This is a genomic window from Salipiger sp. CCB-MM3, from assembly GCF_001687105.1.
Classification (GTDB): domain Bacteria; phylum Pseudomonadota; class Alphaproteobacteria; order Rhodobacterales; family Rhodobacteraceae; genus Salipiger.
This window is the reverse complement of the sequence record NZ_CP014595.1, coordinates 1,811,527-1,834,819: the sequence shown is the minus strand read 5'-3', so window position 1 is coordinate 1,834,819 and position 23,293 is coordinate 1,811,527. Positions and strand designations below refer to the sequence as shown.

At 65.6% G+C, this 23,293-nt stretch carries 25 protein-coding genes; 17 read left to right on the top strand and 8 right to left on the bottom strand.

Going from position 1 to position 23,293, the window contains the following annotated elements:
* Positions 1 to 5: 5 nt before the first annotated feature.
* Both AYJ57_RS08900 and AYJ57_RS25460 read right to left on the bottom strand, forming a co-directional pair.
* Positions 6 to 887, bottom strand: a complete 882-nt coding sequence (locus AYJ57_RS08900) for a LysR family transcriptional regulator (RefSeq protein ID WP_066103885.1) — start codon at positions 885 to 887, stop codon at positions 6 to 8.
* Positions 888 to 1,123: 236 nt separating this feature from the next.
* The gene (locus AYJ57_RS25460; protein ID WP_083191193.1) at positions 1,124 to 1,357 is read right to left on the bottom strand and encodes a hypothetical protein; all 234 of its coding nucleotides are present in this window, start codon (positions 1,355 to 1,357) and stop codon (positions 1,124 to 1,126) included.
* A gap of 431 nt (positions 1,358 to 1,788) precedes the next feature.
* Here AYJ57_RS25460 and ffh point away from each other — a divergent pair, with 431 nt between their 5' ends.
* The 15 genes from ffh to AYJ57_RS08825 all read left to right on the top strand — a co-directional run bounded on the left by ffh (position 1,789) and on the right by AYJ57_RS08825 (position 14,057).
* The gene (gene ffh / locus AYJ57_RS08895; protein ID WP_066103884.1) at positions 1,789 to 3,312 is read left to right on the top strand and encodes a signal recognition particle protein; all 1,524 of its coding nucleotides are present in this window, start codon (positions 1,789 to 1,791) and stop codon (positions 3,310 to 3,312) included.
* Complete coding sequence (locus tag AYJ57_RS26200) at positions 3,309 to 3,515, top strand: hypothetical protein (protein ID WP_066103883.1); 207 nt, start codon at positions 3,309 to 3,311, stop codon at positions 3,513 to 3,515. Before ffh ends, AYJ57_RS26200 begins: the two co-directional genes overlap by 4 nt.
* Entirely contained in the window at positions 3,512 to 4,042 is a 531-nt protein-coding gene (locus AYJ57_RS08885) for a GNAT family N-acetyltransferase (protein WP_066103881.1), read from the top strand. Before AYJ57_RS26200 ends, AYJ57_RS08885 begins: the two co-directional genes overlap by 4 nt.
* Complete coding sequence (locus tag AYJ57_RS08880; RefSeq protein ID WP_066103879.1) at positions 4,039 to 4,605, top strand: GNAT family N-acetyltransferase; 567 nt, start codon at positions 4,039 to 4,041, stop codon at positions 4,603 to 4,605. The genes AYJ57_RS08885 and AYJ57_RS08880 overlap by 4 nt, the downstream gene beginning before the upstream one ends.
* Entirely contained in the window at positions 4,602 to 5,246 is a 645-nt protein-coding gene (locus AYJ57_RS08875; protein ID WP_066103877.1) for a GNAT family N-acetyltransferase, read from the top strand. The genes AYJ57_RS08880 and AYJ57_RS08875 overlap by 4 nt, the downstream gene beginning before the upstream one ends.
* A 110-nt stretch (positions 5,247 to 5,356) precedes the next feature.
* Positions 5,357 to 5,653: a chorismate mutase gene (locus AYJ57_RS08870; protein WP_066103875.1), complete on the top strand. Its 297-nt coding sequence runs from the start codon at positions 5,357 to 5,359 to the stop codon at positions 5,651 to 5,653.
* A 45-nt stretch (positions 5,654 to 5,698) separates the two neighbouring features.
* Positions 5,699 to 6,073 (top strand): 30S ribosomal protein S16, encoded by a 375-nt coding sequence (rpsP, locus tag AYJ57_RS08865; RefSeq protein ID WP_066103873.1) that lies wholly within the window; start codon positions 5,699 to 5,701, stop codon positions 6,071 to 6,073.
* Positions 6,074 to 6,209: 136 nt separating this feature from the next.
* Positions 6,210 to 7,046: a MipA/OmpV family protein gene (locus AYJ57_RS08860; protein WP_066103871.1), complete on the top strand. Its 837-nt coding sequence runs from the start codon at positions 6,210 to 6,212 to the stop codon at positions 7,044 to 7,046.
* A gap of 84 nt (positions 7,047 to 7,130) precedes the next feature.
* Entirely contained in the window at positions 7,131 to 7,637 is a 507-nt protein-coding gene (rimM, locus tag AYJ57_RS08855) for a ribosome maturation factor RimM (protein WP_066103870.1), read from the top strand.
* A gap of 156 nt (positions 7,638 to 7,793) precedes the next feature.
* Positions 7,794 to 8,441, top strand: coding sequence for a hypothetical protein (locus AYJ57_RS08850; RefSeq protein ID WP_157374030.1), 648 nt, complete (start codon positions 7,794 to 7,796; stop codon positions 8,439 to 8,441).
* Positions 8,442 to 8,487: 46 nt separating this feature from the next.
* The gene (gene trmD, locus AYJ57_RS08845) at positions 8,488 to 9,285 is read left to right on the top strand and encodes a tRNA (guanosine(37)-N1)-methyltransferase TrmD (RefSeq protein ID WP_066103864.1); all 798 of its coding nucleotides are present in this window, start codon (positions 8,488 to 8,490) and stop codon (positions 9,283 to 9,285) included.
* A 386-nt stretch (positions 9,286 to 9,671) separates the two neighbouring features.
* On the top strand, positions 9,672 to 10,055 hold the full coding sequence (gene rplS / locus AYJ57_RS08840) for a 50S ribosomal protein L19 (protein ID WP_066103862.1): 384 nt from the start codon (positions 9,672 to 9,674) through the stop codon (positions 10,053 to 10,055).
* An 11-nt stretch (positions 10,056 to 10,066) separates the two neighbouring features.
* Complete coding sequence (gene rpmE, locus AYJ57_RS08835) at positions 10,067 to 10,288, top strand: 50S ribosomal protein L31 (protein ID WP_066103860.1); 222 nt, start codon at positions 10,067 to 10,069, stop codon at positions 10,286 to 10,288.
* A gap of 177 nt (positions 10,289 to 10,465) precedes the next feature.
* On the top strand, positions 10,466 to 12,139 hold the full coding sequence (locus AYJ57_RS08830; protein WP_066103858.1) for a bifunctional protein tyrosine phosphatase family protein/NAD(P)/FAD-dependent oxidoreductase: 1,674 nt from the start codon (positions 10,466 to 10,468) through the stop codon (positions 12,137 to 12,139).
* Between the two features lie 157 nt (positions 12,140 to 12,296).
* Positions 12,297 to 14,057, top strand: coding sequence for a SulP family inorganic anion transporter (locus tag AYJ57_RS08825; protein WP_066103856.1), 1,761 nt, complete (start codon positions 12,297 to 12,299; stop codon positions 14,055 to 14,057).
* On the opposite strand, the gene AYJ57_RS08820 is transcribed toward AYJ57_RS08825, so the two are convergent.
* From AYJ57_RS08820 to AYJ57_RS08810, 3 genes are all read right to left on the bottom strand, one after another.
* A complete protein-coding gene (locus AYJ57_RS08820; RefSeq protein ID WP_066103854.1) occupies positions 14,004 to 14,723 on the bottom strand; it encodes a metallophosphoesterase in 720 nt (239 codons plus the stop codon). The two genes, AYJ57_RS08825 and AYJ57_RS08820, sit on opposite strands and share 54 nt — an antisense overlap.
* A 170-nt stretch (positions 14,724 to 14,893) precedes the next feature.
* Entirely contained in the window at positions 14,894 to 16,489 is a 1,596-nt protein-coding gene (gene serA, locus AYJ57_RS08815) for a phosphoglycerate dehydrogenase (RefSeq protein ID WP_066103851.1), read from the bottom strand.
* Between the two features lie 85 nt (positions 16,490 to 16,574).
* Positions 16,575 to 17,729 carry a phosphoserine transaminase gene (locus AYJ57_RS08810; RefSeq protein WP_066103849.1) on the bottom strand — a complete coding sequence of 385 codons (1,155 nt, stop codon included), beginning with the start codon at positions 17,727 to 17,729 and terminating at the stop codon, positions 16,575 to 16,577.
* A 344-nt stretch (positions 17,730 to 18,073) separates the two neighbouring features.
* Between AYJ57_RS08810 and dgt the strand changes: the two genes are divergently transcribed.
* Positions 18,074 to 19,417 (top strand): dGTP triphosphohydrolase, encoded by a 1,344-nt coding sequence (gene dgt / locus AYJ57_RS08805; RefSeq protein ID WP_066103847.1) that lies wholly within the window; start codon positions 18,074 to 18,076, stop codon positions 19,415 to 19,417.
* 122 nt (positions 19,418 to 19,539) lie between these two features.
* Complete coding sequence (locus AYJ57_RS08800; RefSeq protein WP_066103846.1) at positions 19,540 to 19,878, top strand: DUF2794 domain-containing protein; 339 nt, start codon at positions 19,540 to 19,542, stop codon at positions 19,876 to 19,878.
* Between the two features lie 20 nt (positions 19,879 to 19,898).
* Here AYJ57_RS08800 and speB read toward each other — a convergent pair whose 3' ends face one another.
* The 3 genes from speB to AYJ57_RS08785 are packed head-to-tail and all read right to left on the bottom strand — an operon-like array spanning position 19,899 to position 23,088.
* Positions 19,899 to 20,861: an agmatinase gene (gene speB / locus AYJ57_RS08795; RefSeq protein WP_066103843.1), complete on the bottom strand. Its 963-nt coding sequence runs from the start codon at positions 20,859 to 20,861 to the stop codon at positions 19,899 to 19,901.
* The gene (locus AYJ57_RS08790; RefSeq protein WP_066106900.1) at positions 20,858 to 21,694 is read right to left on the bottom strand and encodes a C40 family peptidase; all 837 of its coding nucleotides are present in this window, start codon (positions 21,692 to 21,694) and stop codon (positions 20,858 to 20,860) included. The genes speB and AYJ57_RS08790 overlap by 4 nt, the downstream gene beginning before the upstream one ends.
* 11 nt (positions 21,695 to 21,705) lie before the next feature.
* On the bottom strand, positions 21,706 to 23,088 hold the full coding sequence (locus AYJ57_RS08785) for a leucyl aminopeptidase family protein (RefSeq protein WP_066103841.1): 1,383 nt from the start codon (positions 23,086 to 23,088) through the stop codon (positions 21,706 to 21,708).
* Positions 23,089 to 23,293: the final 205 nt, after the last annotated feature.

Here is a 23,293-nt window from a genome sequence, read left to right as displayed (position 1 = left end):
CAGGCTCACGCCATGTCCTGTTCGGCGGCATAGGCCTTGAGGTGCTTGAGAAAGGCCTGAACCTTCGGCGTGCGGTGCAGGTCCACATGGGTCACCAGCCACAGCGGCGACGTCCAATCTTCCTGCGGCGGCAGCACCTGCACAAGCTCGGGGTCCTGCTCGGCCTCGGTCACCGGCATGAAGCCCATGCCCGCCCCGGCCCGGATCGCCTGCAGTTGCACCCGGTCGTCCGAGGTCCGGAACACGATGCGCTCCTGCAGAACGTTGCTCTTCATCCAGCGATGATACGGCGCGCGCGATTCGAGATCGTCGAAGCCGACGAAATCATGCGACCCGAACTCCGAGACGGCCTTCGGCGTGCCTTTGCGCGCGAGATAGGATTTCGAGGCATAAAGCGCGACCGGACGCCGCGAGAAGGGCTGCACCACGTTGTCGGGCTCTTCCGGGGCCGCGCCGGCGCGCAGCGCCACATGCGCCTCGCCGTATTCCAGCCGGAACAGGCGCGAGCCGGTCAGATAGCGCACGGTCACGTCGGGATAGGTCTCACGGAAGGAGGTCAGCGCACCGATCATCAGAGCCGAGAAATTGACCAGCGAGGTGACCAGCAACTCGCCCGAGACCGCCTCGCCGCGGCCCTTGATCCGGCCCACCAGCTGCTGGAACTGATCGTCGGTGCATTGCGCCACGCGCGACAGGTCGCTGCCCGCTTCGGTGGGTGTGTAGCCGCGGGCGTGGCGCTGGAACAGCTTCACACCCAGCCGCGCCTCCAGCGCGTCGATATGCCGGATCACCGTGGCGTGATGCACGCCAAGCACTTCGGCCGCGCCGCTGACCGTGCCGAGCCGCGCAACATGATAGGCGGTGCGAATCTCGTCCCAATTGTCCATCGGCATCTCCTGTGCACCGGGTCACGAATTGGCGCCAGAAAGCGTGATACCGTGCGGAAATGCAAGAGAGGGGCGCTGCGCAAATGCGCGAGGACCGGCGCGCGGCCCTGCAGAACCCAGCCTTAAGGGCCCCGGCCCTACAGAGACTCCAGCCTTGCAGCGCGCAAACGAAAAACGCCCGGCCAAAGCCGGGCGTCTTCAAGGCTACGCAACAAAGCGCAGCGATTTTGTATCGCTTAGTCCGAGCTGGACGAGCTGGACGAGTCGCCGTCCGAAGCTGCTGCCAGCAGAGCCAGGGCTGCGAGGCCACCGGCAACGGCCAGTGCGGTGCCGCTCGACGGAGCTGCAACCGGAACAACAGCATAGGGATCGTCTTCAACGACGACCGGTGCCGGCGAACCAGCGAATGCTGCGGATGCGCCGATCATGCTAACAATAGCGGCGGATGCGAAAAGAGCTTTGGTTTTCATACTGTCACCTATCTAGTAAGCGTCTCAGTTGGTTACATAGCGTTAATCTCGCTTTGCGACCAGATATAAATAAGGGAATTTGCCTCTTTCGCGCGCACCCATGCCGACTGTGCCACTTTTGCACACAAATCCGCTGCAGCGCGGCGCGGCACCGCCCAAATAGCGGGCAAACCCCAGCCCAGCTTGACTCCAAAGCCCCACCGGCGTACATCGCGCGGAATCCACCGGGAGTCCCATCGCTTCCGGTCCCTTGGGCCAATGCCCGGGATCGCCCTCCGTCAGCGCGTTGCGCCCACGGAGGCGTTTTCGCATTGCCGCTTGGGATCGTCATGGGAAACGCCCGGGACATTCGAGTTTGATTCCACGCCGCGCGGCCCCCATCTCGGGTCTGCACACAGATACGGACCAGAGAAGAAGGAGCCAGACGGCCCATGTTCGAATCTCTTTCCGAACGCCTCGGCGGCGTCTTCGACCGCCTGACCAAGCAGGGCGCCCTCTCCGAGGATGACGTCCGCACCGCCCTGCGCGAAGTGCGCGTCGCCTTGCTCGAGGCCGACGTCTCGCTGCCCGTGGCGCGTCAGTTCATCAAGGCCGTCGAGAAAAAAGCCACCGGCGCCGCCGTCACCAAATCGGTGACCCCCGGCCAGCAGGTGGTGAAGATCGTCCACGACGAGCTCATCACCACGCTCACCGGCGAGGGCGAGCCCGGCGCGCTGCGCATCGACAACGCCCCGGCACCGATCCTGATGGTCGGCCTGCAGGGCTCGGGCAAAACCACCACCACCGCCAAGCTTGCGCGCCGCCTGAAAGAGCGCGACCGCAAGAAGGTGCTGATGGCCTCGCTCGACGTGAACCGCCCCGCGGCCATGGAGCAGCTGCAGATCCTCGGCCAGCAGATCGGCGTCGACACGCTGCCGATCGTCAAGGGCGAAGACCCGGTCGCCATCGCCAAACGCGCCAAGACCCAGGCCAGCCTCGGCGGCTATGACGTCTATATGCTCGACACCGCGGGCCGCCTGCACATCGACCACGAACTGATCCAGCAGGCCGCCGACGTGCGCGACGTGGTGAACCCGCGTGAGACGCTGCTGGTGGTCGACGGCCTCACCGGTCAGGACGCGGTGAATGTCGCCACCGAGTTCGACGACAAGATCGGCGTCTCGGGCGTGGTGCTCACCCGGATGGACGGCGATGGCCGCGGCGGCGCCGCGCTGTCGATGCGCGCCATCACCGGCAAGCCGATCAAATTCGTCGGCCTCGGCGAAAAGATGGACGCGCTGGAGACCTTCGAGCCCGAGCGCGTCGCGGGCCGCATCCTTGGCATGGGCGACATCGTCGCGCTGGTGGAAAAGGCACAGCAGACGCTCGAGGCCGAACAGGCCGAGCGCATGATGAAGCGCTTCCAGAAAGGTCAGTTCAATATGAACGACCTGAAGATGCAGCTCGAGCAGATGATGAAGATGGGCGGCCTCGGCGCCATGATGCAGATGATGCCGGGCGCGGCCAAGATGGCCAAGCAGATGGATCAGGCCGGGATGGACGATTCGATCCTGCGCCAGCAGATCGCCCTCATCAACTCGATGACCAAGAAGGAACGTGCCAACCCGCAGATCCTTCAGGCCAGCCGCAAGAAGCGCATCGCCGCTGGTGCGGGCATGGACGTGTCGGACCTCAACAAGCTGCTGAAGATGCAGCGCCAGATGTCCGACATGATGAAGAAGATGGGCAAGATGGGCAAAGGCGGCATGCTGAAACAGGCCATGAAAGGCATGTTCGGCAAAGGCGGCATGCCCGAGGGCATGGACCCCAGCCAGATGGACCCCAAGCAGATCGAGGCCGCGGCCAAGGCGATGGGCGGCAAGATGCCCGGCGGCATGGGCGGCCTTGGTGGCATGCCCGGCATGGGCGGTGGCGCGCTGCCGCCGGGCCTCGGCGGGTTCGGCAAGAAGAAATGAGCGATCAGCGCCCCCTCCCCCTTCACCTCTCCGAGGTGACAGACCCGACCGCCCCGCAGGCGGCCGGTGCCGAGGGCGTGCGCGCTTCATTGTTCCCCAAATACGCGACTCCGACCCAAGCCACGGCGCCCGAGGCCGACCCTTTCGCGCAATACGGTGTCCCCGAGGATGACGCCGACGGCAGTGTGGAGGCCTACGCATGAGCCTCGTCAACGCCCCCCGTCTGGAAACCGAGCGCCTGATCCTGCGCGGCCCCGAGCCGTCTGACGCAGAGGCGATGATCGCCTTCCTGCTCGACCCGGTGCGCGCCGAGGGGTTCGGCGGCTACGAGCACCGCGGCGACGCATGGCGCTGGTTCGCGCTCAACGTGGGCCACTGGCACCTGCGCGGCTACGGCTATTTCACCATTGAAAACAAGGCCAGCGGCCAGCCCGCGGGCATCTGCGGCGTCTGGAACCCCGAAGGCTGGCCCGAGCCCGAGATCGGCTGGGTGGTCTTTGACGGATTCGAAGGCAAGGGCATCGCCCGCGAGGCCGCGCTGCGCGTGCGCCGCTACGCCTATGAGGATCTGGGCCTTTCGACGATCACCTCGAACATCGTGCCGGGCAACACCCGCTCGGTGGCGCTGGCCGAACGGCTCGGCGCGGTCTACGAGCGCACCTACACCAATTACGCCATGGGCGAGGACATGCTCTACCGCCACCCCTCTGCCGAGGAGGTGCTGGGATGAGCGCGCCACAACAGCCCACCACGCAAAACCCCGCCCCGCAGCAGCCCGTGACCGTGCCGGTCATCGAGACCGAGCGCCTGATTCTGCGCGCGCCGCATCTGGATGATCTCGAGCCGCTCTGCGCCTTCTACGCCGATCCGCGCTCGCGCTTCGTCGGCGGTCCGATCGAGCGCAGTCAGGTCTGGCGCACGCTGCTGCGCTCCTCGGGGCATTGGCAGATTCGCGGCTACGGCATCTGGCACATCACCGAGCGCTCCAGCGGCGAAATGTGCGGCTTCACCGGCCCGCTCAACCACATTGAATGGCCCGAGCCCGAGCTGGCCTATTCGATCTTCGCCTCGCACGAAGGTCACGGTTACGCCTATGAGGCGGCATCCGCAGCACGGCGCGCGTCGGCAGATCTCTTTGGCCTCAGCCATATGATCAGCCTCGTCGATCCGGCCAACGACCGCTCGCTGGCGCTGGCCAAACGTCTTGGCGCGCGCTTCGAACGCGCCACTGAGCTGATGGGCCATCAGGTGCATATCTTCCGCCACCCCCAAATGGGCGAGGCAGAGGCATGAGCGCGGTTCTCCAGCAGACCCCTCCGGCGCAGGCGCGTTTCACCCCGGATATTCCGGTGCTGGAAACGGCCCGGCTGGTGCTGCGCGCGCCGCAGGCCGAGGATTACCCGGATTTCAAGGCCACCTTCGCCTCCTACCGCTCGCGCTTCATGGGTGGGCCGCTCAACGCCTATGAGACATGGATGCTCTACGCCGCCGAGATCGGCCACTGGCAGATTCGCGGCTTTGGCATGTGGATGATCCACCTGCGCGCGACCGGCGAGACCGTCGGCATGGCGGGCGGCTGGTTTCCCGCCAAATGGCCCGAGCGCGAGATCGCCTGGATCATCTGGCCGGACCGCGGCGGCAAGGGCTATGCGCTCGAAGCCACCCAGCGCGTGCGACAGTATTTCTACGACGAGGCCGGATGGCAGGGGGCGGTCAGCTACATCGACCCCAAGAACCTCGATTCCATCCGTCTTGCCGAACGGCTCGGTGCCCGCAAGGACCCCGCAGCCGCCACCGTCGATGGCAGCGACGCCGTCTACCGCCACCCGGCGCCCGCGGCGCTGCGCGGCAGCCAGCTGTCGCATGGCATCGACATGGAGATCGCGAACTACATCGATCCGCTCTTCAAACCGAAGGGATGGGCCGTTGACTGACGCTGTCTCCCTCAAGACCCGGCGCGCGGTTCCTGCCGCCTCCTATGCATGTGTTGTGCATGGGATGTGCATGGAGTGTGCCCCTTCTTTTTTGTTCAAAGGAGCCGAGCATGAGTGATCCCGCCACCCGCGCCGCAGACCTTCTGAAAGAGCACCGCGAAAGCATCGACCGGCTGGACGCGATCCTCGTGTTCACGCTTGCCGAGCGGTTCAAGCACACGCAGTCCGTGGGCCGGCTGAAGGCCACCCACGAGCTGCCCCCCTCCGACCCCGCGCGTGAAGAGCAGCAGATCGCGCGGCTCAAGGACCTGGCGAAGAAAGCGGATCTCGACCCCGCCTTTGCCGAAAACTTTCTGAATTTCATCATTCAGGAAGTCATCAAGCACCACGAAAAACACCAATCCTGACAGGGCTTTGCCCGTCATCAAACGCCATTCGAAGGAGATTTACCAATGGCCATGAAAATCCGTCTCGCCCGTGGCGGCAGCAAAAAGCGCCCCCACTACGCAATCGTCGCAACCGACTCGCGCATGCCGCGCGACGGCCGCTTCATCGAGAAGCTCGGCACCTACAACCCGCTGCTGCCGAAAGACGACGAGCGCCGCGTGGTGATGAACGTCGAGCGCGTTCAGTACTGGATCAGCCAGGGCGCCCAGCCGACCGACCGCATCTCGCGCTTCCTCGAAGCCGCTGGCGCCGTCGAGAAGAAAGAGCGCAACAATCCCAAGAAAGCCGTCCCCGGCAAGGCAGCCACCGAGCGCGCCGAAGCCAAGGCAGCCAAAGCAGCCGAAGCTGCTGAAGCACCGGCAGAGGAAGGCGCAGAGTAATCTGCGCGACATCCTTGTCACAGTCGAAGGGCGCGCAGGAGCAATCCTGCGCGCCTTTCTCGTTGACGCTTGGACAAGAGCCGCGCTGGCCCTACACTCATCGCAGCAGCCCCTTGAGAATACCCGGAGATCCTGCATGTCGCCGCTTCGCCATCTCGCCCCGATGACCCTTGCCGCCGCGCTGTTTGCCAGCCCGGCCCTTGCGCAGGACTTCGGCGTTACAGACAGCTCCGGCACCGCTCAGGCGGCCCCGGTGACCTCGACCCAATCCGCGGGCAATGTGTTCACCTTCACCCTGCGCGGCGGCGTTTCGGCAGCGCCGAAATTCCTGGGCTCCGACGAATACGAAGCGGGCCCCGACCTCGGTTTCAGCTTCAAGCACCTGCGCCTGCGCGGCGTGCCGGAGATCGGCGGCGACGATCCTTGGGCCGACAGCTACGGCTGGGACGTGCACGGCTCGTTCCGCTACCTCGGCAAGCGCGACTCCAGCTCCGACTCGGCGCTGTCGAGCCTCGACGATATCGACCCCACCTATGAGGTCGGCCTCGGCGTCGGCTACACCGCCGAGCAATATGAGGCCTTCGCCGACATCCGCCGCGGCTTTGGCGGCCACGAAGGCTATGTGGGCTCGGTCGGCATCGACTACGTAGTGCGCCCCACCGACCGCTGGAAGCTGACGCTCGGCCCGCGCTTCATCTGGGCGAATGACGAGTTCCTCGACACTTACTCTGGTATCGACCCCGACGAGGCCACCACCGATCTGCCCGCCTATGATCCCGATGGCGGCCTTGTCAGCGCCGGTCTGCAGTTTGGTGCGCGCTACCAGATTAATGATCTCTGGGGCGTCGAAGGTGCCGTCACGTGGGACAATCTGCAGGGCGACGCAGCGGACAGCCCGATCGTCGACGAAGGCTCCAACGATCAGTTCCGCGTGCGCGTCGGCGTGACCCGCGTGTTCAATCTGCGCTTCTAAGCTGAAAGATTGCCAAGCCCGCAGAGGCGGGCTATTCCGCCTCTCACCGATCCACGGAATGGCGCAGACGGGAGGCGCATCGATTTGGACGAGATGATCTGTGTCGGCGCCCTCGGTGGCGCGTTCGGCGTCAACGGCGAAGTGCGGCTGAAGAGTTTCACCGCCGATCCCGAAGCCATCGCCGATTACGCCCCGCTCACCAATGAGGACGGCAGCCGCAGTTTCGATCTTCAGATCACCCGCCCGCTGAAGGGTGGCTTTGCGGCGCGGCTTTCGGGCGTGCGCACCAAAGAAGAGGCCGACGCGCTGAAGGGCGTGCAGCTTTATGCCCCGCGCGACCGCCTGCCCGATCTGCCCGACGATGAGTTCTACCATGCCGATCTGATCGGCCTCATGGTGCTGGACACCGGTGGCGCCAAGATCGGCACGGTCAAAGCGGTGCTCAACCACGGCGCTGCAGACCTTCTGGAACTGCAGGTGCCGGGCGCAAGCTCCACCGTGTTGCTGCCTTTCACCCGCGAGGTTGTGCCCACGGTCGATCTCGCCTCGGGCCGGATCATCGCCGACCCGCCCGAGGGCCTGCTCGACTGACCGCTCGCGGGCAGGCGTCCCATCACGGGGTAATCTGCTTCCTTGCGTCGTATTATCCCCAGGCAAGAAACAAACGCGCGAAATGATAGACCCCGCCTGCGCTCTCATCCATGATGGCCGGGTACGAGGATCAGTGTATTGGTTCCGAGGTTTGATTTGTTGTTTTTCCCGTCGCGTTTTGCCGCGCTGCTGCGGCCTGCCCTCCTTAGACCGAGTGACCGCCCTGCCACCGCCGCCTGCCTCGCCGGGCTCGGTCTTGGATCCGTCGCGCTGTTTGGCGTCATGGACCCCGCCTCTGGCGGGCTGGAGTTGCTTGCCGCCCTCTGGCTTTTGGTACTGCTCGCCGCGCTGTCACTGCGCCGCGCCCGGCAGCGCCTTCTTGCGCCGCCGCCGCTGCTGCTGACCCGCCGCGCCCTGCGCCATCCGCCGCAGCCGCTGCCCCCCGCCCTGCAGATGCGCGCCGACCTCACGGCGCTGCTGTCGAGCCCTGCGCCCATGGGAGCAGGCCTTGAGAGCGCCGATCATGCGGTGCGCCGGGTGCTCGAGCGCTGCCTGCTGCGCCATGGTGATCGGGCGGTGGAAACGCTCGACCGTCCGGCGCTTATCGAGCTTTGGCTGCTGGCCACCCTCCTGCGCGCGGCGCCCGAGCGCGCCGGTGCGCTGGCGCAATGTTTCCGCCTGCCGCATCGCGTTCTGGCGCTGCGCGATCAGATGCCCGCACAGGCCGCTACGGCGCGCGTGGCACCGCGCCTGCGACGCCCTGCGGGCAGAGGGCCACACAGGGGGCCGCAGCTCTCCGCTTGAGCCTTGCGCCCGCCCCCGCTATGCGGGGCGCAAAGGACAGCCAGCCATGACCGATACACCGCAGCGCGCCGCGGGCCGCAAAACCATCCGCCCCAGCCTCACCCCGCGTGAGCTGATGACCGGGGCGCCGGAGCTTTCCCGCGCGTTTCAGGCGCAGGTGATCACCCTCTTCCCCGAGGCGTTCCCCGGCGTGCTGGGCCATTCGCTGACCGGCCGCGCCCTGCAGGACGGGCTTTGGCAGCTGAGCACCATCCACCTGCGCAACTTTGGCGAGGGCAAGCACCGCAACGTCGACGACACGCCTGCGGGCGGCGGTGCTGGCATGGTGATGCGCGCCGACGTGATGGGCCGTGCCATCGACCATGCCCGCGCGCGGATCGACCAGCGCGCGCCGCTGATCTACCTCAGCCCGCGCGGCCGCCGTTTCGACCAGCAGATGGCCCAGCACCTCGCGCAGGCCCCCGGTGTGACGATGATCTGCGGGCGCTTCGAAGGCCTCGACCAGCGCGTCATCGACCACTACCGGATCATTGAGGTGTCGCTCGGCGATTTCATCCTCACCGGCGGCGAGTTGGCCGCGCAGATGATGCTCGACGCGACGATCCGTCTGATCCCCGGCGTTCTGGGCAATGCCGCCTCAACGGAAGAAGAGAGCTTTTCCAGCGGCCTGTTGGAGCATCCCCAGTACACCCGCCCCGCCGAATGGGAGGGCCACCGCATCCCCGATGTGCTGCTCTCGGGCAACCACGCGGCGATCGAGGCATGGCGCCGTCAGCAGTCCGAAGAGATCACCCGCACCCGCCGCCCCGATCTCTGGGCCGCGCATGAGGCCCGCAAGGACTGAGGCCCACAAAGCCCCTTCGCCCGCCCCTTCTTCTCTTTGAAAATACGCCGGGGAGCGCGAGGGGCAGCGCCCCTCGCTCCGGCCCTCTCCACACCGCTCGGGCGCAAGTTTTCCCTTGATTGAACGCCCGCGCCCGCCTATATGGCGCCAATCCGCGACGCCCTGCCGGGCGCTCGTGGATTCGTTCGTTTCCGCCTTCCGTGTTTCTTCGGCACGATTTTGGCGGCGCGGACGCGGCATTGGCCCCTTCGCGGAGCCTACGCCGGAAAAGGCCAAAGATGTTGTCCATCTCCTGCGGGCGCCAAGGCGGACCCGGTCGAAGGCACGGAGCTCTGGAAACGCGACACCTTCACGGAAAAAACCGTGAGCAGATAGGAGAGCGTCAGATGGATCTGATCGCACAGCTCGAGGCGGAGCAAATTGCCGCCCTGGGGAAAACCATCCCCGACTTCAAGCCCGGCGACACCGTGCGCGTCGGCTACAAGGTGACCGAAGGCACTCGCACCCGTGTGCAGGCCTACGAAGGCGTCTGCATCAGCCGTAAGAACGGCAAGGGCATCGCGGGTTCGTTCACCGTTCGCAAGATTTCCTTCGGTGAGGGCGTCGAGCGCGTCTTCCCGCTCTATGCCACCAACATCGATTCGATCGAGGTGGTGCGCCGCGGTAAAGTCCGTCGCGCCAAGCTGTACTACCTGCGTTCGCGTCGCGGCAAATCCGCCCGTATCGCAGAGCAGACCAACTACAAGCCGCTCGCCGGCGCCGACGCATAAGGAGAGCCGTTATGAAAAAGGGCATCCACCCCGACTATCACGTCATCGACGTCAAGATGACCGACGGCACCGTCTACCAGACCCGTTCGACCTGGGGCAAAGAAGGCGACCAGATGTCTCTCGACATCGACCCGACCGTGCACCCGGCATGGACCGGTGGCTCGTCGCGCCTGCTCGACGCCGGTGGCCGCGTGTCGAAGTTCAAAAAGAAATACGAAGGCCTGGGCTTCTAATCCCATCCCTTTCGGATTTTTGGAAAACGCCGTCCCTCGGGGCGGCGTTTTTCTTTGTCTGGACTGGCAGCCCAAGCTGACCCTGCGACAATGTGATCGGCACTCCCTGCTCGAACCAAATGCATTCTTAATTTCGAATGTATATGATCTATGCGAATCGAGTTGGGAGGACACGACTTGGACATTCGCAAAATCACCGACGACATCGCGGCCTCGCCGCAGATCACGGCAGCCGATGTGCCGCAGATCGCCGAGGCGGGCTATCGCGCCATCATCTGCAATCGGCCCGACGGTGAAGGGGCCGACCAGCCAAACTTCGAAGAGATCGAAAGCGCCGCAAAGGCCGCCGGGCTTGAGGCGCGCTACATTCCTGTGGTCTCCGGCAAGGTTCAGGACGCCGACGCCGAGGCGTTTGGCAAGGCGCTGCGCGACCTGCCCGGCCCGGTTCTGGCCTATTGCCGCAGCGGCACCCGCTCGGCCACGCTCTGGTCGCTGAGCCAGGCCAAGGCGCTGCCGCCTGCCCATATCCTCGCCGCCACGAAGGAGGCGGGCTACGACATGGCGGGCGTCGTGCGCCGCATCGTCAACGGCGGCAAGACCCCGACAGACACCGGCGACGCCAAGTTCGACGTGGTGGTGGTGGGCGGCGGCGCGGCGGGCATTGCTGTCTCGGCCAGCCTGAAGGCGCGCAAGCCCGACCTGAATATCGCCCTGCTCGATCCCGCCGACATCCACTACTACCAGCCCGGCTGGACAATGGTTGGCGGCGGCATCTTCGAGCCGCAGACCACCGCGCGCACCATGGGTAGCCTGATCCCGCGCGGCGTGCATTGGATCAAGGCCGCCGTCGCCGCCTTTGAGCCCGAGGACAACGCCGTGGTGCTGGATGGTTGCCGGGTGGTGAAATACGACCGGCTGATCGTCTGCCCGGGGCTGAAGCTCGACTGGCACAAGGTCGAGGGTCTGGTGGACACGCTGGGCAAAAACGGCGTCACCTCGAACTACCGCTATGATCTCGCGCCCTACACGTGGGAGCTTGTGCGGGGCTTCAAGGGCGGCCGCGCCCTCTTCACCCAGCCGCCGATGCCGATCAAATGCGCCGGTGCGCCGCAAAAGGCGCTCTATCTCTCGGGCGACCACTGGTTCCGCACCGGCGTGCTGCCGCGCGTGCAGATCGAGTTCATGAACGCTGGCGGCGTGCTTTTCGGCGTGAAGGACTATGTCCCCGCGCTCGAGACATACATCGAGAAGTACCGTGCCAAGCTGAACTTCTTCCATAATCTCGTGGCGGTGGATGGCCCGGCGCGCAAGGCCACATTCAAGGTCTCCAAACCCGACACAGAGCCCACCGAGGTGACGGTGGAGTTCGATATGATGCACGTCTGCCCGCCGCAGACCGCGCCGGATTTCATCCGTGTCTCGCCGCTGGCCGACGCGGCGGGCTGGGTCGACGTCGATCAGAACACGCTGCGGCACAAGAGCTATGACAACGTCTGGAGTCTTGGAGACGTGATGAACGCGCCCAACGCCAAGACCGCCGCCGCCGCGCGGATGCAGGCGCCCGTGGTGGCCGAGAACGTCGCCGCCGACATCGACGGCAAGGCGCCCGTGGCGCTTTACAACGGCTATGGCTCCTGCCCGCTGACGGTGGAGCGGGGCAAGATCGTGCTGGCGGAGTTCGGCTATGGCGGGACGCTGCTGCCCAGCTTCCCCAAATGGCTGATCGACGGCACCAAGCCGACTCGCGCCGCGTGGCTTCTGAAAGAGCAAATCCTTCCGCCGGTCTATTGGAAGGCGATGCTGCGCGGGAAAGAATGGATGGCGAAACCCGAACCGGTCTCGGCATCTTGATAAATCTTCCCAGCAAGTGGAGCTTGGCGCGGACGCTGTTCCGCGCCAAGACTATTTTGGGGGAAATACGTTTCCCGCTTCACAAATTCAGCTCTAAGAATATATAGAGTCCAAACCCCGGCTCCCACCGGGGCGAGCGCAACTCAGGACACCGCCCATGCAGATCCCTCGCCGCCTGTCCCGCTACCTGCCGATCCTCGACTGGGCCAGCCGATACGACCGCGACACCGCGACCTCCGACCTCGTGGCCGCTGTCATCGTGACGATCATGCTGATCCCGCAATCGCTGGCCTATGCCCTGCTCGCGGGGCTGCCTGCCGAGATGGGTCTTTACGCCTCGATCCTGCCGCTGGTGGCCTATGCGATCTTTGGCACCAGCCGCGCACTGGCGGTGGGCCCGGTGGCCGTGGTCTCGCTGATGACCGCCGCCGCGATCGGCCAGCTGGGCCTCAGCGATCCGGCGCAGATCGCGCTGGCGGCGGTCACGCTGGCCTTCATCTCGGGCGCCTTCCTCGTGCTCATCGGCGTGCTGCGGCTCGGCTTTCTTGCCAACTTCCTCAGCCACCCGGTGATCGCGGGGTTCATCACTGCCTCGGGCGTGCTGATCGCCGCCTCCCAGCTCAAGCATATCTTCGGCATCAGCGCCGAGGGCCACACGCTGGTCGAGCTTGTCGGCTCGCTGGTCGCGCATCTGCCGGAAACGAACTTCATCACGCTGGCCATCGGCGTCGCCGCCACCGCCTTTCTGTTCTGGGTGCGCAAGGGGCTGAAGCCGCTGCTGCGCAGCATGGGGCTGGGCCCGCGCATGGCCGACATCCTCGCCAAGGCCGGCCCGGTGGCCGCCGTGGCGGTGACCACCCTGCTGAGCTGGGGATTTGGCCTCAATGAGGTGGGCGTGAAGGTCGTCGGCGAAGTGCCCATGGGCCTGCCACCGCTTTCGGCCCCTTCGCTGGATCCGTCGATGTGGAAGACCCTGCTGATGCCCGCGATCCTGATTTCGATCATCGGCTTTGTGGAATCCGTCTCGGTCGCACAGACCCTCGCCGCCAAGCGCCGCCAGCGGATCGACCCGGATCAGGAACTCATCGGCCTTGGCGCGTCCAATATCGGCTCGGCCCTCTCGGGCGGCTTTCCGGTGACGGGGGGCTTCTCGCGCTCGGTGGTGAACTTCGACGCAGGCGCGGAAACCCCCGCGGCAGGCGCCTATACCGCCGTGGGCATCGGCCTCGCGACGCTGGTGCTGACCCCGCTGCTGTTCTTCCTGCCGAAGGCCACACTGGCCGCGACGATCATCGTCGCCGTGCTGAGCCTCGTCGATTTCTCGATCCTCAAGAAGACTTGGGTCTATTCGAAGGTAGATTTCACCGCCGTCTCAGCGACCATCGTGCTGACCCTGCTCGTGGGCGTCGAAGTAGGCGTCTCTGCGGGCGTGCTGCTGTCGATCCTGCTGCATCTCTACAAGACCTCGAAGCCGCATGTGGCCGAGGTTGGACTGGTGCCGGGCACGCATCACTTCCGCAACGTGCTTCGGCATGAGGTGGAAACTCTGCCCGGCGTGCTGACGCTGCGGGTCGATGAGAGCCTCTACTTCGTCAACGCCCGCTTCCTCGAGGAATACGTGCTGACCCGCGTCGCCGAATGCCAGAACCTGCGCCACGTGGTGCTGATGTTCCCGGCGGTCAACGAGGTGGACATGAGCGCGCTGGAAACGCTCGAAGAGATCAACCGCCGCCTTGATGAGCAAGGGATCACCCTGCATCTGACCGAGGTGAAAGGCCCGGTGATGGATCGGCTCAAGCGCTCGCACTTCCTCGAAGAGCTCTCGGGCCGGGTGTTCCTGTCGCAGTATCAGGCGTGGTGCGCGCTACAGGCGGACGCGCCCCATGGGTCCGAGCAGGAACGCGTCGCGGCCCAGTAGAAGCGCGGGATAAAGCGGGCGGCCATAGCCCGCGCCGCCATCCATGTTGAGCCGGTTGGGATAGAGCATGGGCACATCGAGCGCGGTGTGCCCATGCACCACCAGCCGCCCCCAAGCGCCCCTCCAGTCAAGGAAGGGCCCGCGGATCCACACCAGATCATCCTCTTTCTGATAGTTGAGCAGCACACCCGGCCGCAGGCCTGCGTGGACGAAGATGTGCTCATCGGTCTCGTGCAGGCGCGGCAGCCCCGCGATCCAGTCGCGATGCGCCTGCGGGATCGCCTCCAACGCGTCGGCATGGATGTCCTCAATCGCGCGCCCCTCGCTCACGTCGACGCCGTAAGAGGCCAGCGTCTTGGCCCCGCCAAGCGGTGGATCGGTCCAGATCAGCGGCCGCGAGACATTCGGGTCTTTGTAGCGCGGGTTTTCGAGAAACCTCAGCAGGTAGCGATCATGGTTGCCCATCAGACAGACCCATGGCTTGCCCTCGGCCTGCCCCTGCATCAGCAAGTCGATCACCCCGCGCGCGTCGGGGCCCCTATCCACGTAGTCCCCCAGAAAGACGATGGGCGCGCCTGCGTGTTCGTCGCGCGCAATCATCGCAAGTGCCTCGTGAAGGCGTTCAAGCTGACCGTGGATGTCGCCGATGGCGTAGATGGGCTGCATGGGAATTCCTTTCTGCAAGGCATAGTTGGATCCCGGACCGGCGAGAGGCAAGGGCTGGCGCCCGAGAACCGGCACGCGCGCCCGATCCCATCACGACGGCAAAAGGGGCGCCCCGCGAGGCGCCCCTTTCTCTTCTGTCCCTGTCGTCGCTTCGGCCTTTGGCCTTCTTATCAGGCGACGTCGAATTCCAGCGGCTTGACCTGCTGGAAGAGGCCGGTGTCGCGCAGCGCGGTGACCACGTCGTCACCGATCTCTTCGTCGAGATAGGCGATGGCGATGGCTTCGCCGCCAGCGGTCGAGCGGCCCAGCGTGAAGTTCGCGAGGTTGACCTTGTGGTCGCCCAGCATCGAGCCCAGCTTGCCGATGATGCCCGGCACGTCTTCGTTGGTGGTGTAGAGCATGTGCTCGCCCACCTCGGCCTCGATGTTGATGCCCTTGATCTGGATGAAGCGCGGCTTGCCATCCGAGAACACGGTACCTGCGATCGAACGCTCGCGCTTCTCGGTCACCACGGTCACCTTGATGTAGCCCTCGAAGGCGCCCGACTGTTCCTGATTGGTGGTCGAGATCTGGATGCCGCGCTCTTTCGCGATCACCGGAGCCGAGACCATGTTCACCTCGGGCGAGATGGTCTTCATGATGCCAGCGATCAGCGAGCAGTTCAGCGCCTCGAGGTTCATCTCGGCAACAGCCCCGTCATAGAGGATGTTGATCGCGGTGATCGCCTCATCGGTCATCTGGCCGATGAAGTTGCCGAGATGGCCAGCCAGCTTGATCCACGGCCCCATGACCTTGGCTTCCTCGGCGGTCACCGACGGCATGTTGAGCGCGTTCGACACGGCACCGGTCAGCAGGTAGTCGGCCATCTGCTCGGCAACCTGCAGCGCCACGTTCTCCTGCGCTTCGGTGGTCGAGGCGCCGAGGTGCGGGGTGCAGACCACATTGGGCAGACCGAAGAGCACGTTTTCCTTGGCGGGTTCCACGGCGAACACGTCGAAGGCGGCGCCAGCCACGTGACCGGACTTCAGCAGCTCGGCCAGCGCTTCCTCGTCGACGAGGCCACCACGGGCACAGTTGATGATCCGCACGCCCTTCTTGGTCTTCGCGAGGTTCTCACGGCCAAGGATGTTGCGGGTCTGGTCGGTCAGCGGCACGTGCAGCGTGATGAAGTCGGCGCGGGCCAGCAGCTCGTCCAGTTCGACCTTCTCTACGCCCATCTTGTCGGCCTTCTCTTGGCCGAGGAAGGGGTCATAGGCCACGACCTTCATCTTCAGACCGCGCGCACGGTCGCAGACGATCCCGCCGATGTTGCCAGCGCCGATCACGCCAAGGGTCTTGCCGGTCAGTTCGACGCCCATGAACTTCGACTTTTCCCACTTGCCGGCATGGGTCGACTCGGACGCCTCGGGCAGTTGGCGGGCTACGGCGAACATCATGGCGATGGCGTGCTCGGCGGTGGTGATCATGTTGCCGAAGGGGGTGTTCATCACGATGACACCCTTTTTCGACGCGGCTTCCTTGTCGATGTTGTCGGTGCCGATGCCAGCGCGACCGACGACCTTGAGGTTGGTCGCCTTCTCGAGGATCGACGGGGTCACCTTCGTGGCCGAGCGGATGGCGAGACCATCGTAGTTGCCGATCACTTCGGCCAGCGCGTCCTTGTCTTTGCCGAGCTCGGGGCGGAAGTCGACCTCGATGCCGCGATCGCGGAAGATCTGAACGGCGGCGTCGGAAAGCTTGTCGGAGATGAGAACCTTGGGAGCCATTTCAGCGGTCCTTTCGGGGAAATCTGGATGCAGGGAAAGACGGGACCGCCGCGCGCGGTCCCGCATTTTGCTCAAAAAGTGCGGATCAGGCCGTTTCTGCCTGTGCTTCGATCTCGGTCTCGAAGGCCCATTCGAGCCACAGCGTCAGCGCTTCGATGTCGGCGCTTTCGACCGTGGCACCGCACCAGATACGCAGGCCCGCCGGGGCATCGCGATAGGCGCCGATGTCATAGGCGACGTGGTAGGTCTCGAGCTTCTTGGCCACCGCCTTGGCGAAAGCCGCGCCGTCCTTGATCCGGTCGTCGGTGAACTTCAGGCAGACCGAGGTGTTCGAACGGGTCGCGTCATCCTCGGCGAGGTTGGCGAGCCAGTCGTGGCGGTCGCAGAAGTCCCACAGCACCTTGGCGTTGGTGGTGGCGCGTTCCTGCAGCTTTTTAAGGCCGCCGATCTTGCGCGCCCAGTCCAGAGCGACGAGGTAATCTTCGACCGCCAGCATCGACGGGGTGTTGATCGTCTCGCCGACGAAAATGCCCTCGATCAGCTTGCCGCCCTTGGTCATGCGGAAGATCTTCGGCATCGGCCATGCGGGAGTGTAGGTCTCGAGGCGCTCGACAGCGCGCGGGCTCAGCACGAGGATACCGTGGGCCGCTTCGCCGCCCATCACCTTCTGCCAGGAGAAGGTGGTGACATCGAGCTTGTCCCAGGGCAGGTCCTGCGCGAAAGCCGCCGAGGTCGCGTCGCAGATGGTCAGGCCATCGCGGCCTTCGGGGATCGCGTCGCCGTTCGGCACGCGCACGCCGGAGGTGGTGCCGTTCCAGGTGAAGACGACGTCATTGTTGAAGTCGACGGTGGCGAGATCGACGATCTGGCCATAATCGGCGGTCTTCACTTCGGCGTCGATTTTCAGCTGTTTGACCACATCGGTCACCCAGCCAGCGCCGAAGGATTCCCACGCCAGCATCTCTGCCTTGCGCGCGCCCAGCAGCGACCACATGGCCATTTCCATGGCGCCAGTGTCCGAGGCGGGCACGATGCCGATCTTATAGTCGGCGGGAATTCCGAGAATCTCGCGGGTGCCTTCGATGGCAGCCTTCAGCTTGTCCTTGCCGACCTTGGCACGGTGCGAACGACCGAGCGCGGCATCGGACAGCATGTCCAGCGAGAAATGGGGGATCTTGGCACAGGGGCCGGAAGAAAAGCGCGGGTTTGCCGGCCGCGCGGACGGTTGGGGTCTAGCCATGATGTCTCTAACCTTACAGATAGTCGCCCTTCGTTGGGGAAGGGTGTCCCACCGCCGCATTTATGCGAGGGCGCGGATTCGGGCAAGACGGGAAATACATCCATTACGTCGCTTTTTGGTGATTGCTTGCGCGGGCTGGAGCGGATCGGAAACTTTTGGATCCGGATGGGCCTCCTCCGGGAGTTTTCAGGGGGTTTTTCTGGGGGCTCTGCCCCCGGCCGCGTCGCGGCCTCCCCCGGGATATTTCTGCCAAGAGGAAGATGGGACAGCGCCCTTTCCCCGGCCCCTGCCCTCGGCTAGGTCTTTGCCGGACCCGACGCGCCTAACACGAAGAGGACAGAGCGATGCAGTGGAGCGACCTTCTTTGTGCCGAACGGCTGAGCGATCCGAAATATGCCGAAGGGCGCAACCGGTCGATCTTTGTGCAGGACCATGACCGCATCGTGTTTTCCGCACCGTTCCGGCGGCTGGCCAACAAGACGCAAGTGCATCCGCTCTATGAAAACGACCACATCCACCACCGGCTGATCCACTCGGTCGAAGTGGGCAGCGTCGGGCGCTCGCTGGCCATGCACATCGGGCACTGGCTGATCGAACAGGGCGAGATCGGCCCGCATGAGGACCACAGCCTCGCCAATGTGGTGCAGGCCGCCTGCGCCGCGCATGACATCGGCAACCCGCCCTTCGGCCATTCCGGCGAGGCCTCGATCGGGGATTGGTTCGCCGAACGCTTCGACACGGGCGGCGGGCTCTGCGGCGCGCTCGACAGCGGGCTGCGGGACGAGTTTGCCGCCTTCGAGGGCAACGCGCAGGGCTTTCGGATCATCACCCGGCTGGAGATGTACCGCAGCGCCGGTGGCATGCGGCTGTCGAAAGCGGTGCTCGGGGCCTTCATGAAGTATCCCGCCACGGCGGCGACCCGCGCCGCGCTGCCGGCAGAGACCCGCAAGACCTATGTCGGGCTGAAGAAATTTGGTGTCTTCGCGGCCGAAGAGGCGCTCTTTGCCGAGGTGGCGCAGGGCTGCGGCCTGCCCGAGGAAGAGATCGCGGGCGGCCGCTGGTGGCGCCGTCACCCGCTGGTCTTCGTCGTCGAGGCCGCCGATGACATCTGCTACAATATCGTCGATCTCGAGGACGCCTATACCTCTGGCGATCTGCCCTATGACGTGGTGCGCGACCTGCTCGAGGACTTGGCGGGACGGCCCAACCGCGACACCGCCGGGCTGACCCGCACCGAACATATCGCGCTGCTGCGCTCGCTGGCCATCGGGCGGGCCATCGACGCCTGTGTCGCGGCCTTCTGCGGCAACTACCCGGCGATCATGGCGGGCAGCTTTTCCGACTCGCTGATTGGTGCCTCGACCTGCGCGGGCAGTTTCGCGCGTATCGAGGATATGGCGCATGAGCGCATCTTCACCTCGCGGCGCAAGACCGAGCTGGAGATCTCGGGCCGGCAGGTGATCCGCAACGTGCTGGACGGGGTGCTGCCGGTCTATGAGACGCTGGCGGCGGCGGGATGGGAGGCCGAGGCGCTGAAGGGCCATCCGGCGCAGATCGCCCGCGCCCTCTCGCTCGACCTGCGCGACATCGACGGGCCGGAGCCTGCGCTGCACGCGCTGGCCGATTTCGTCTCGGGGATGACCGACCGCTATGCGCTGTCGGTGTCGCGGATGCTCTCGGGCACCTGAGCGAGCGCCGCCCTCGGCGGAACGCCTCTTACCCGCGATATTTGTCGCAGCGCAAAGCTCATAACCCCGTGAGGTGCACGGGGGATCTTGATTTGTGACCACATCAGGCGCAGCTTTGGGATATGAACAGCCTGACACCTTTTCCGGGACGCGGCAGCGATGTTGTTGCCTTCCACCGGACCGAGCTGAACGTCATCCTCTCTCTCTACGGCCGCATGGTGGCGGCCGGTGAATGGCGTGACTATGGCATCTCTTCGCTGCGCGAGGTGGCGGTGTTTTCCGTCTTCCGCCGCACCGCCGAAAACCCGCTCTACTGCATCGAGAAACGCCCCAAGCTGCGCAATCGGCAAGGGGAATACGCGGTGATCTCGATGGAGGGGCAGGTGCTCAAACGCGGGCATGATCTGAAGACCGTGCTGCGGGTGCTCGAGCGCAAGCTGATCCGCGCAGTCGATGACTGACCGCGCGGCGCTTCCCGGCGTCAGGCGCTCTGGCCGACCATGGCGCAGAGCAGTTCGAACATGATCGTCACGCCGAGGAAGGCGGTGCCGCCGGTGCTGTCGAAGGGCGGCGAGACCTCCACGAGATCGGCGCCCGCGATGTTCAGTCCCATCAGCTCGCGCACCACCTGCAGCGCCTGATAGGAGTTCGGACCGCCGATCTCGGGCGTGCCGGTGCCGGGGGCGAAGGCGGGATCGACGAAGTCGATGTCGTAGCTGACATAGGTCGGCTCCGTGCCCACAATCTCGCGCGCCTCGGCCATGACGTCTTCGACGCCGCGGGCGTGGAACTCCTCGATCGGGATGATGCGGATGCCCACCGCCTTGGCGAAATCGCGGTCTTCATGGTCGTACATCGGGCCGCGGATGCCGATCTGCACCACGCGCTTCGGGTCGAGCAGACCCTCCTCGACTGCACGGCGGAAGGGTGTGCCGTGGGTGAATTTGAACCCGCCGAAATAGCTGTCCCAAAGGTCCGTATGGCTGTCGAAATGCACCATACCGAGCGGCTTTGCCTTACCGAGCGCGCGCAGCACCGGCAGCGAGCAGAGGTGGTCTCCGCCGCCCGTGAGAGGCCGGATGCCCGCCGCGACGATCTTGTCGTAAAAGGCGGTGATGCGCGCCATGCTGTCCTGAATGTCAGCGGGGTTCGGGCCGACGTCGCCAAGATCGGCGCAGGCGGCGGCCTCGAAGGGGCGCACGCCGGTGTGGCCATGTTCGGCGCGGATCATCGTCGAGGCGTCGCGCAGCTGGCGCGGGCCGTGGCGCGGGCCGGGCCGGTTGGTGGTGCCGCTGTCCCACGGCACGCCGACGAGGCCGATCTCGACCTCTGAAAAGCGCGCGTGATCCGGCTGCACCAGCGGCAGGCGCATGAAGGTGGGAATCCCGGCAAAACGCGGCAGGTCCATGCCAGAGACGGGATGGAAGAAAGGATCACTGGTCATGAGAGGACTCCGGTCAGGCGGGCGTGGCGGGTGACGGGTCCATCGCCCTGAGCTTCGATGCGGGCCACCGCCTCGGCCAAGGGCTCGAAGGCGACAGCCATGTGATAGGCGTTGGCGTGCAGAAGCGTGTCGGGGTCGGCGACCCAAGCCACATGGCCCTTCCAGAACAGCAGATCGCCGCGCTTGGGCGGGGTGCCGGGGGCGAGCGTCTCGCCCAGCCCCTTTTCCTGCATGTCGCTGTCGCCGGGGCAGGCCATGTCGCAGGCGCGCAGCCCGGCCTGCACCAGCCCCGAACAATCGATCCCCATCGCCGAATTGCCGCCCCAGAGGTAGGGTGTGCCGAGAAGGCGCTCGGAGACCGCAACCGGGTCGGGCTCGGGCCGCGCCAGCGGCAGCAGGTGGCCTGCGGGGACAAAGCCCGCTTCGGTTTTCAGGAAACGCCCCTCCTCGCCGCTGACCTGAAGCTGCGCGCCGAGGCTGAGGAACGCCTGATCCGGGGTCTTCATATTGGGCTCGAGATAGGCATGGGTGGCGCGCGTGGCGACACGGTGGGTCGGCGTGGTCACCGGCCCCAGCGCCTCTTCCGAGACGAACCCGACATAGCCATCGGCCTGCGCCTGCCCGAAGGCCCAGCCCTCGTAGCGCTCATAGACGATCAGCGCGGCGCCATAGACAAGCTGTCGATCGCGCGCGCCGCCGGGGGTGCGCAGAAGGTCGGTCACCGGGGCGCTCACCGAGGCAGGCGCGCCTTCGGTGAAATGCTGCGCCTCGACCTCGCCCTGCAGATGGGCGGCGGCGACACGGCCATTCGAGGGGGTCAGCCGGGGATCCATCGCGCCGTCCATCACAGGCCCAGCACCTGCGGCAGCGCCGCGAGGATCGCCCGCGGTCCCTGCAGCGCGCCCCCCTTGGGCCGCGCCGGGGCCGCGCCGGGGTTCCAGCCGTAGATGTCGAAATGCGCATACGGCGTCTCGGTCACGAAGCGGCGCAGGAAGAGCGCTGCGGTGATCGAGCCCGCCATGCCGCCCGCGGGCGCGTTGTCGAGATCGGCAATGCCCGGCTCGATCTTGTCCTCATAGGGCTCCCAGAAGGGCATGCGCCAGACCGGGTCCGCCGCCGGTCCGCTGGCCGCGGTCAGCGCCCCGGCAAAGCCTTCGTCATCGGTATAGAACGGCGCGAGGTCCGGCCCCACCGCCACCCGCGCCGCGCCGGTCAGCGTCGCCATCGACAGGATGAAATCGGGCTTTTCCTCATCCGCCAGCGCCAGCGCGTCGGCCAGCACCAACCGCCCCTCTGCATCGGTGTTGTTGATCTCAACGGTCAGCCCCTTGCGCGAGGTGAGAATGTCCTGCGGTCGGAAGGCATTGCCGCTGACCGAGTTCTCGACCGCCGGAATCAGCACGCGCAGCTGCACCTTCAGCCCCAGCGCCATGATCATCCGCGCCAGACCCAGCACATTGGCCGCGCCACCCATGTCTTTCTTCATCAGCCCCATGGAGCTGCCCGGCTTGAGGTTGAGCCCGCCGGTGTCGAAACAGACGCCCTTGCCGACCAGCGTGAGCCGCGGCCCCTCGCTGCCCCAGTGCATATCAATCAGACGTGGCGCACGGGGGCTGGCACGGCCCACCGCGTGGATCATCGGGAAGTTCTTTTCCAGCAGCGCGTCGCCGGTGGTCACCTCGATGGCGGCATCAAAGTCGCCCGCCAGAGCGCGGGCGGCGGCTTCAAGCTCCTCGGGGCCCATGTCCGAGGCGGGGGTATTGATCAGATCGCGGGTCAGCGCCTCGGAGGCGGCGAGCACCTCGATCTTGGCTGCATCCACGCCCTTGGGCGCGATCAGCCCCGGCATCACCGGCGCCTCGCCAGCATAGCGGGTGAAACGGTAGCCCGCGAGCAGCCAGCCAAGCGCTTCTTCCTCGGCGGCCTCTGCGGGCAGCCCCGAGGCGATGCGGTAGGTTCCGCGGGCCAGCCGCCCGAGACCGGCGGCAAGCGCGAAGCGGCTGCGGCGACGGCGGGCGGCAGAGCCATAGCCGATCAGCGCCGCAGCGGGCGCGCCGCCCTCACCGGGAATCATCACGGCGTTTCCGATTTCACCGGCAAAGCCGCTGGCCGTCACCCAAGTGCGGACAGCGTCCGGCTGCCCCTCAAGCCAGCCCTCAAGCGCCTCGGTTTCTATCACGTGGAGCGGCAGGGCATCGGCGTCGGCGGGAGCGAAAGTCAGGGTCATAGGAGCCTCTTGGTCGGTTTGGCCAGAGCCTAGCCGAGCCAGCGGCGCCCGCAAGGGGGCCAAGCGGAGCCGTGAAGAGCTCCTTATGCTTTGTCAGTGATCCGGACCCTTCGTCAGTCACCCGGCATATTTTCTGAGCCACCAAACGCCCACTTGAGCAGCCTCCTGAGTGTGAGCGCCAAAGCGCCCGTCCATCTCACCCGCG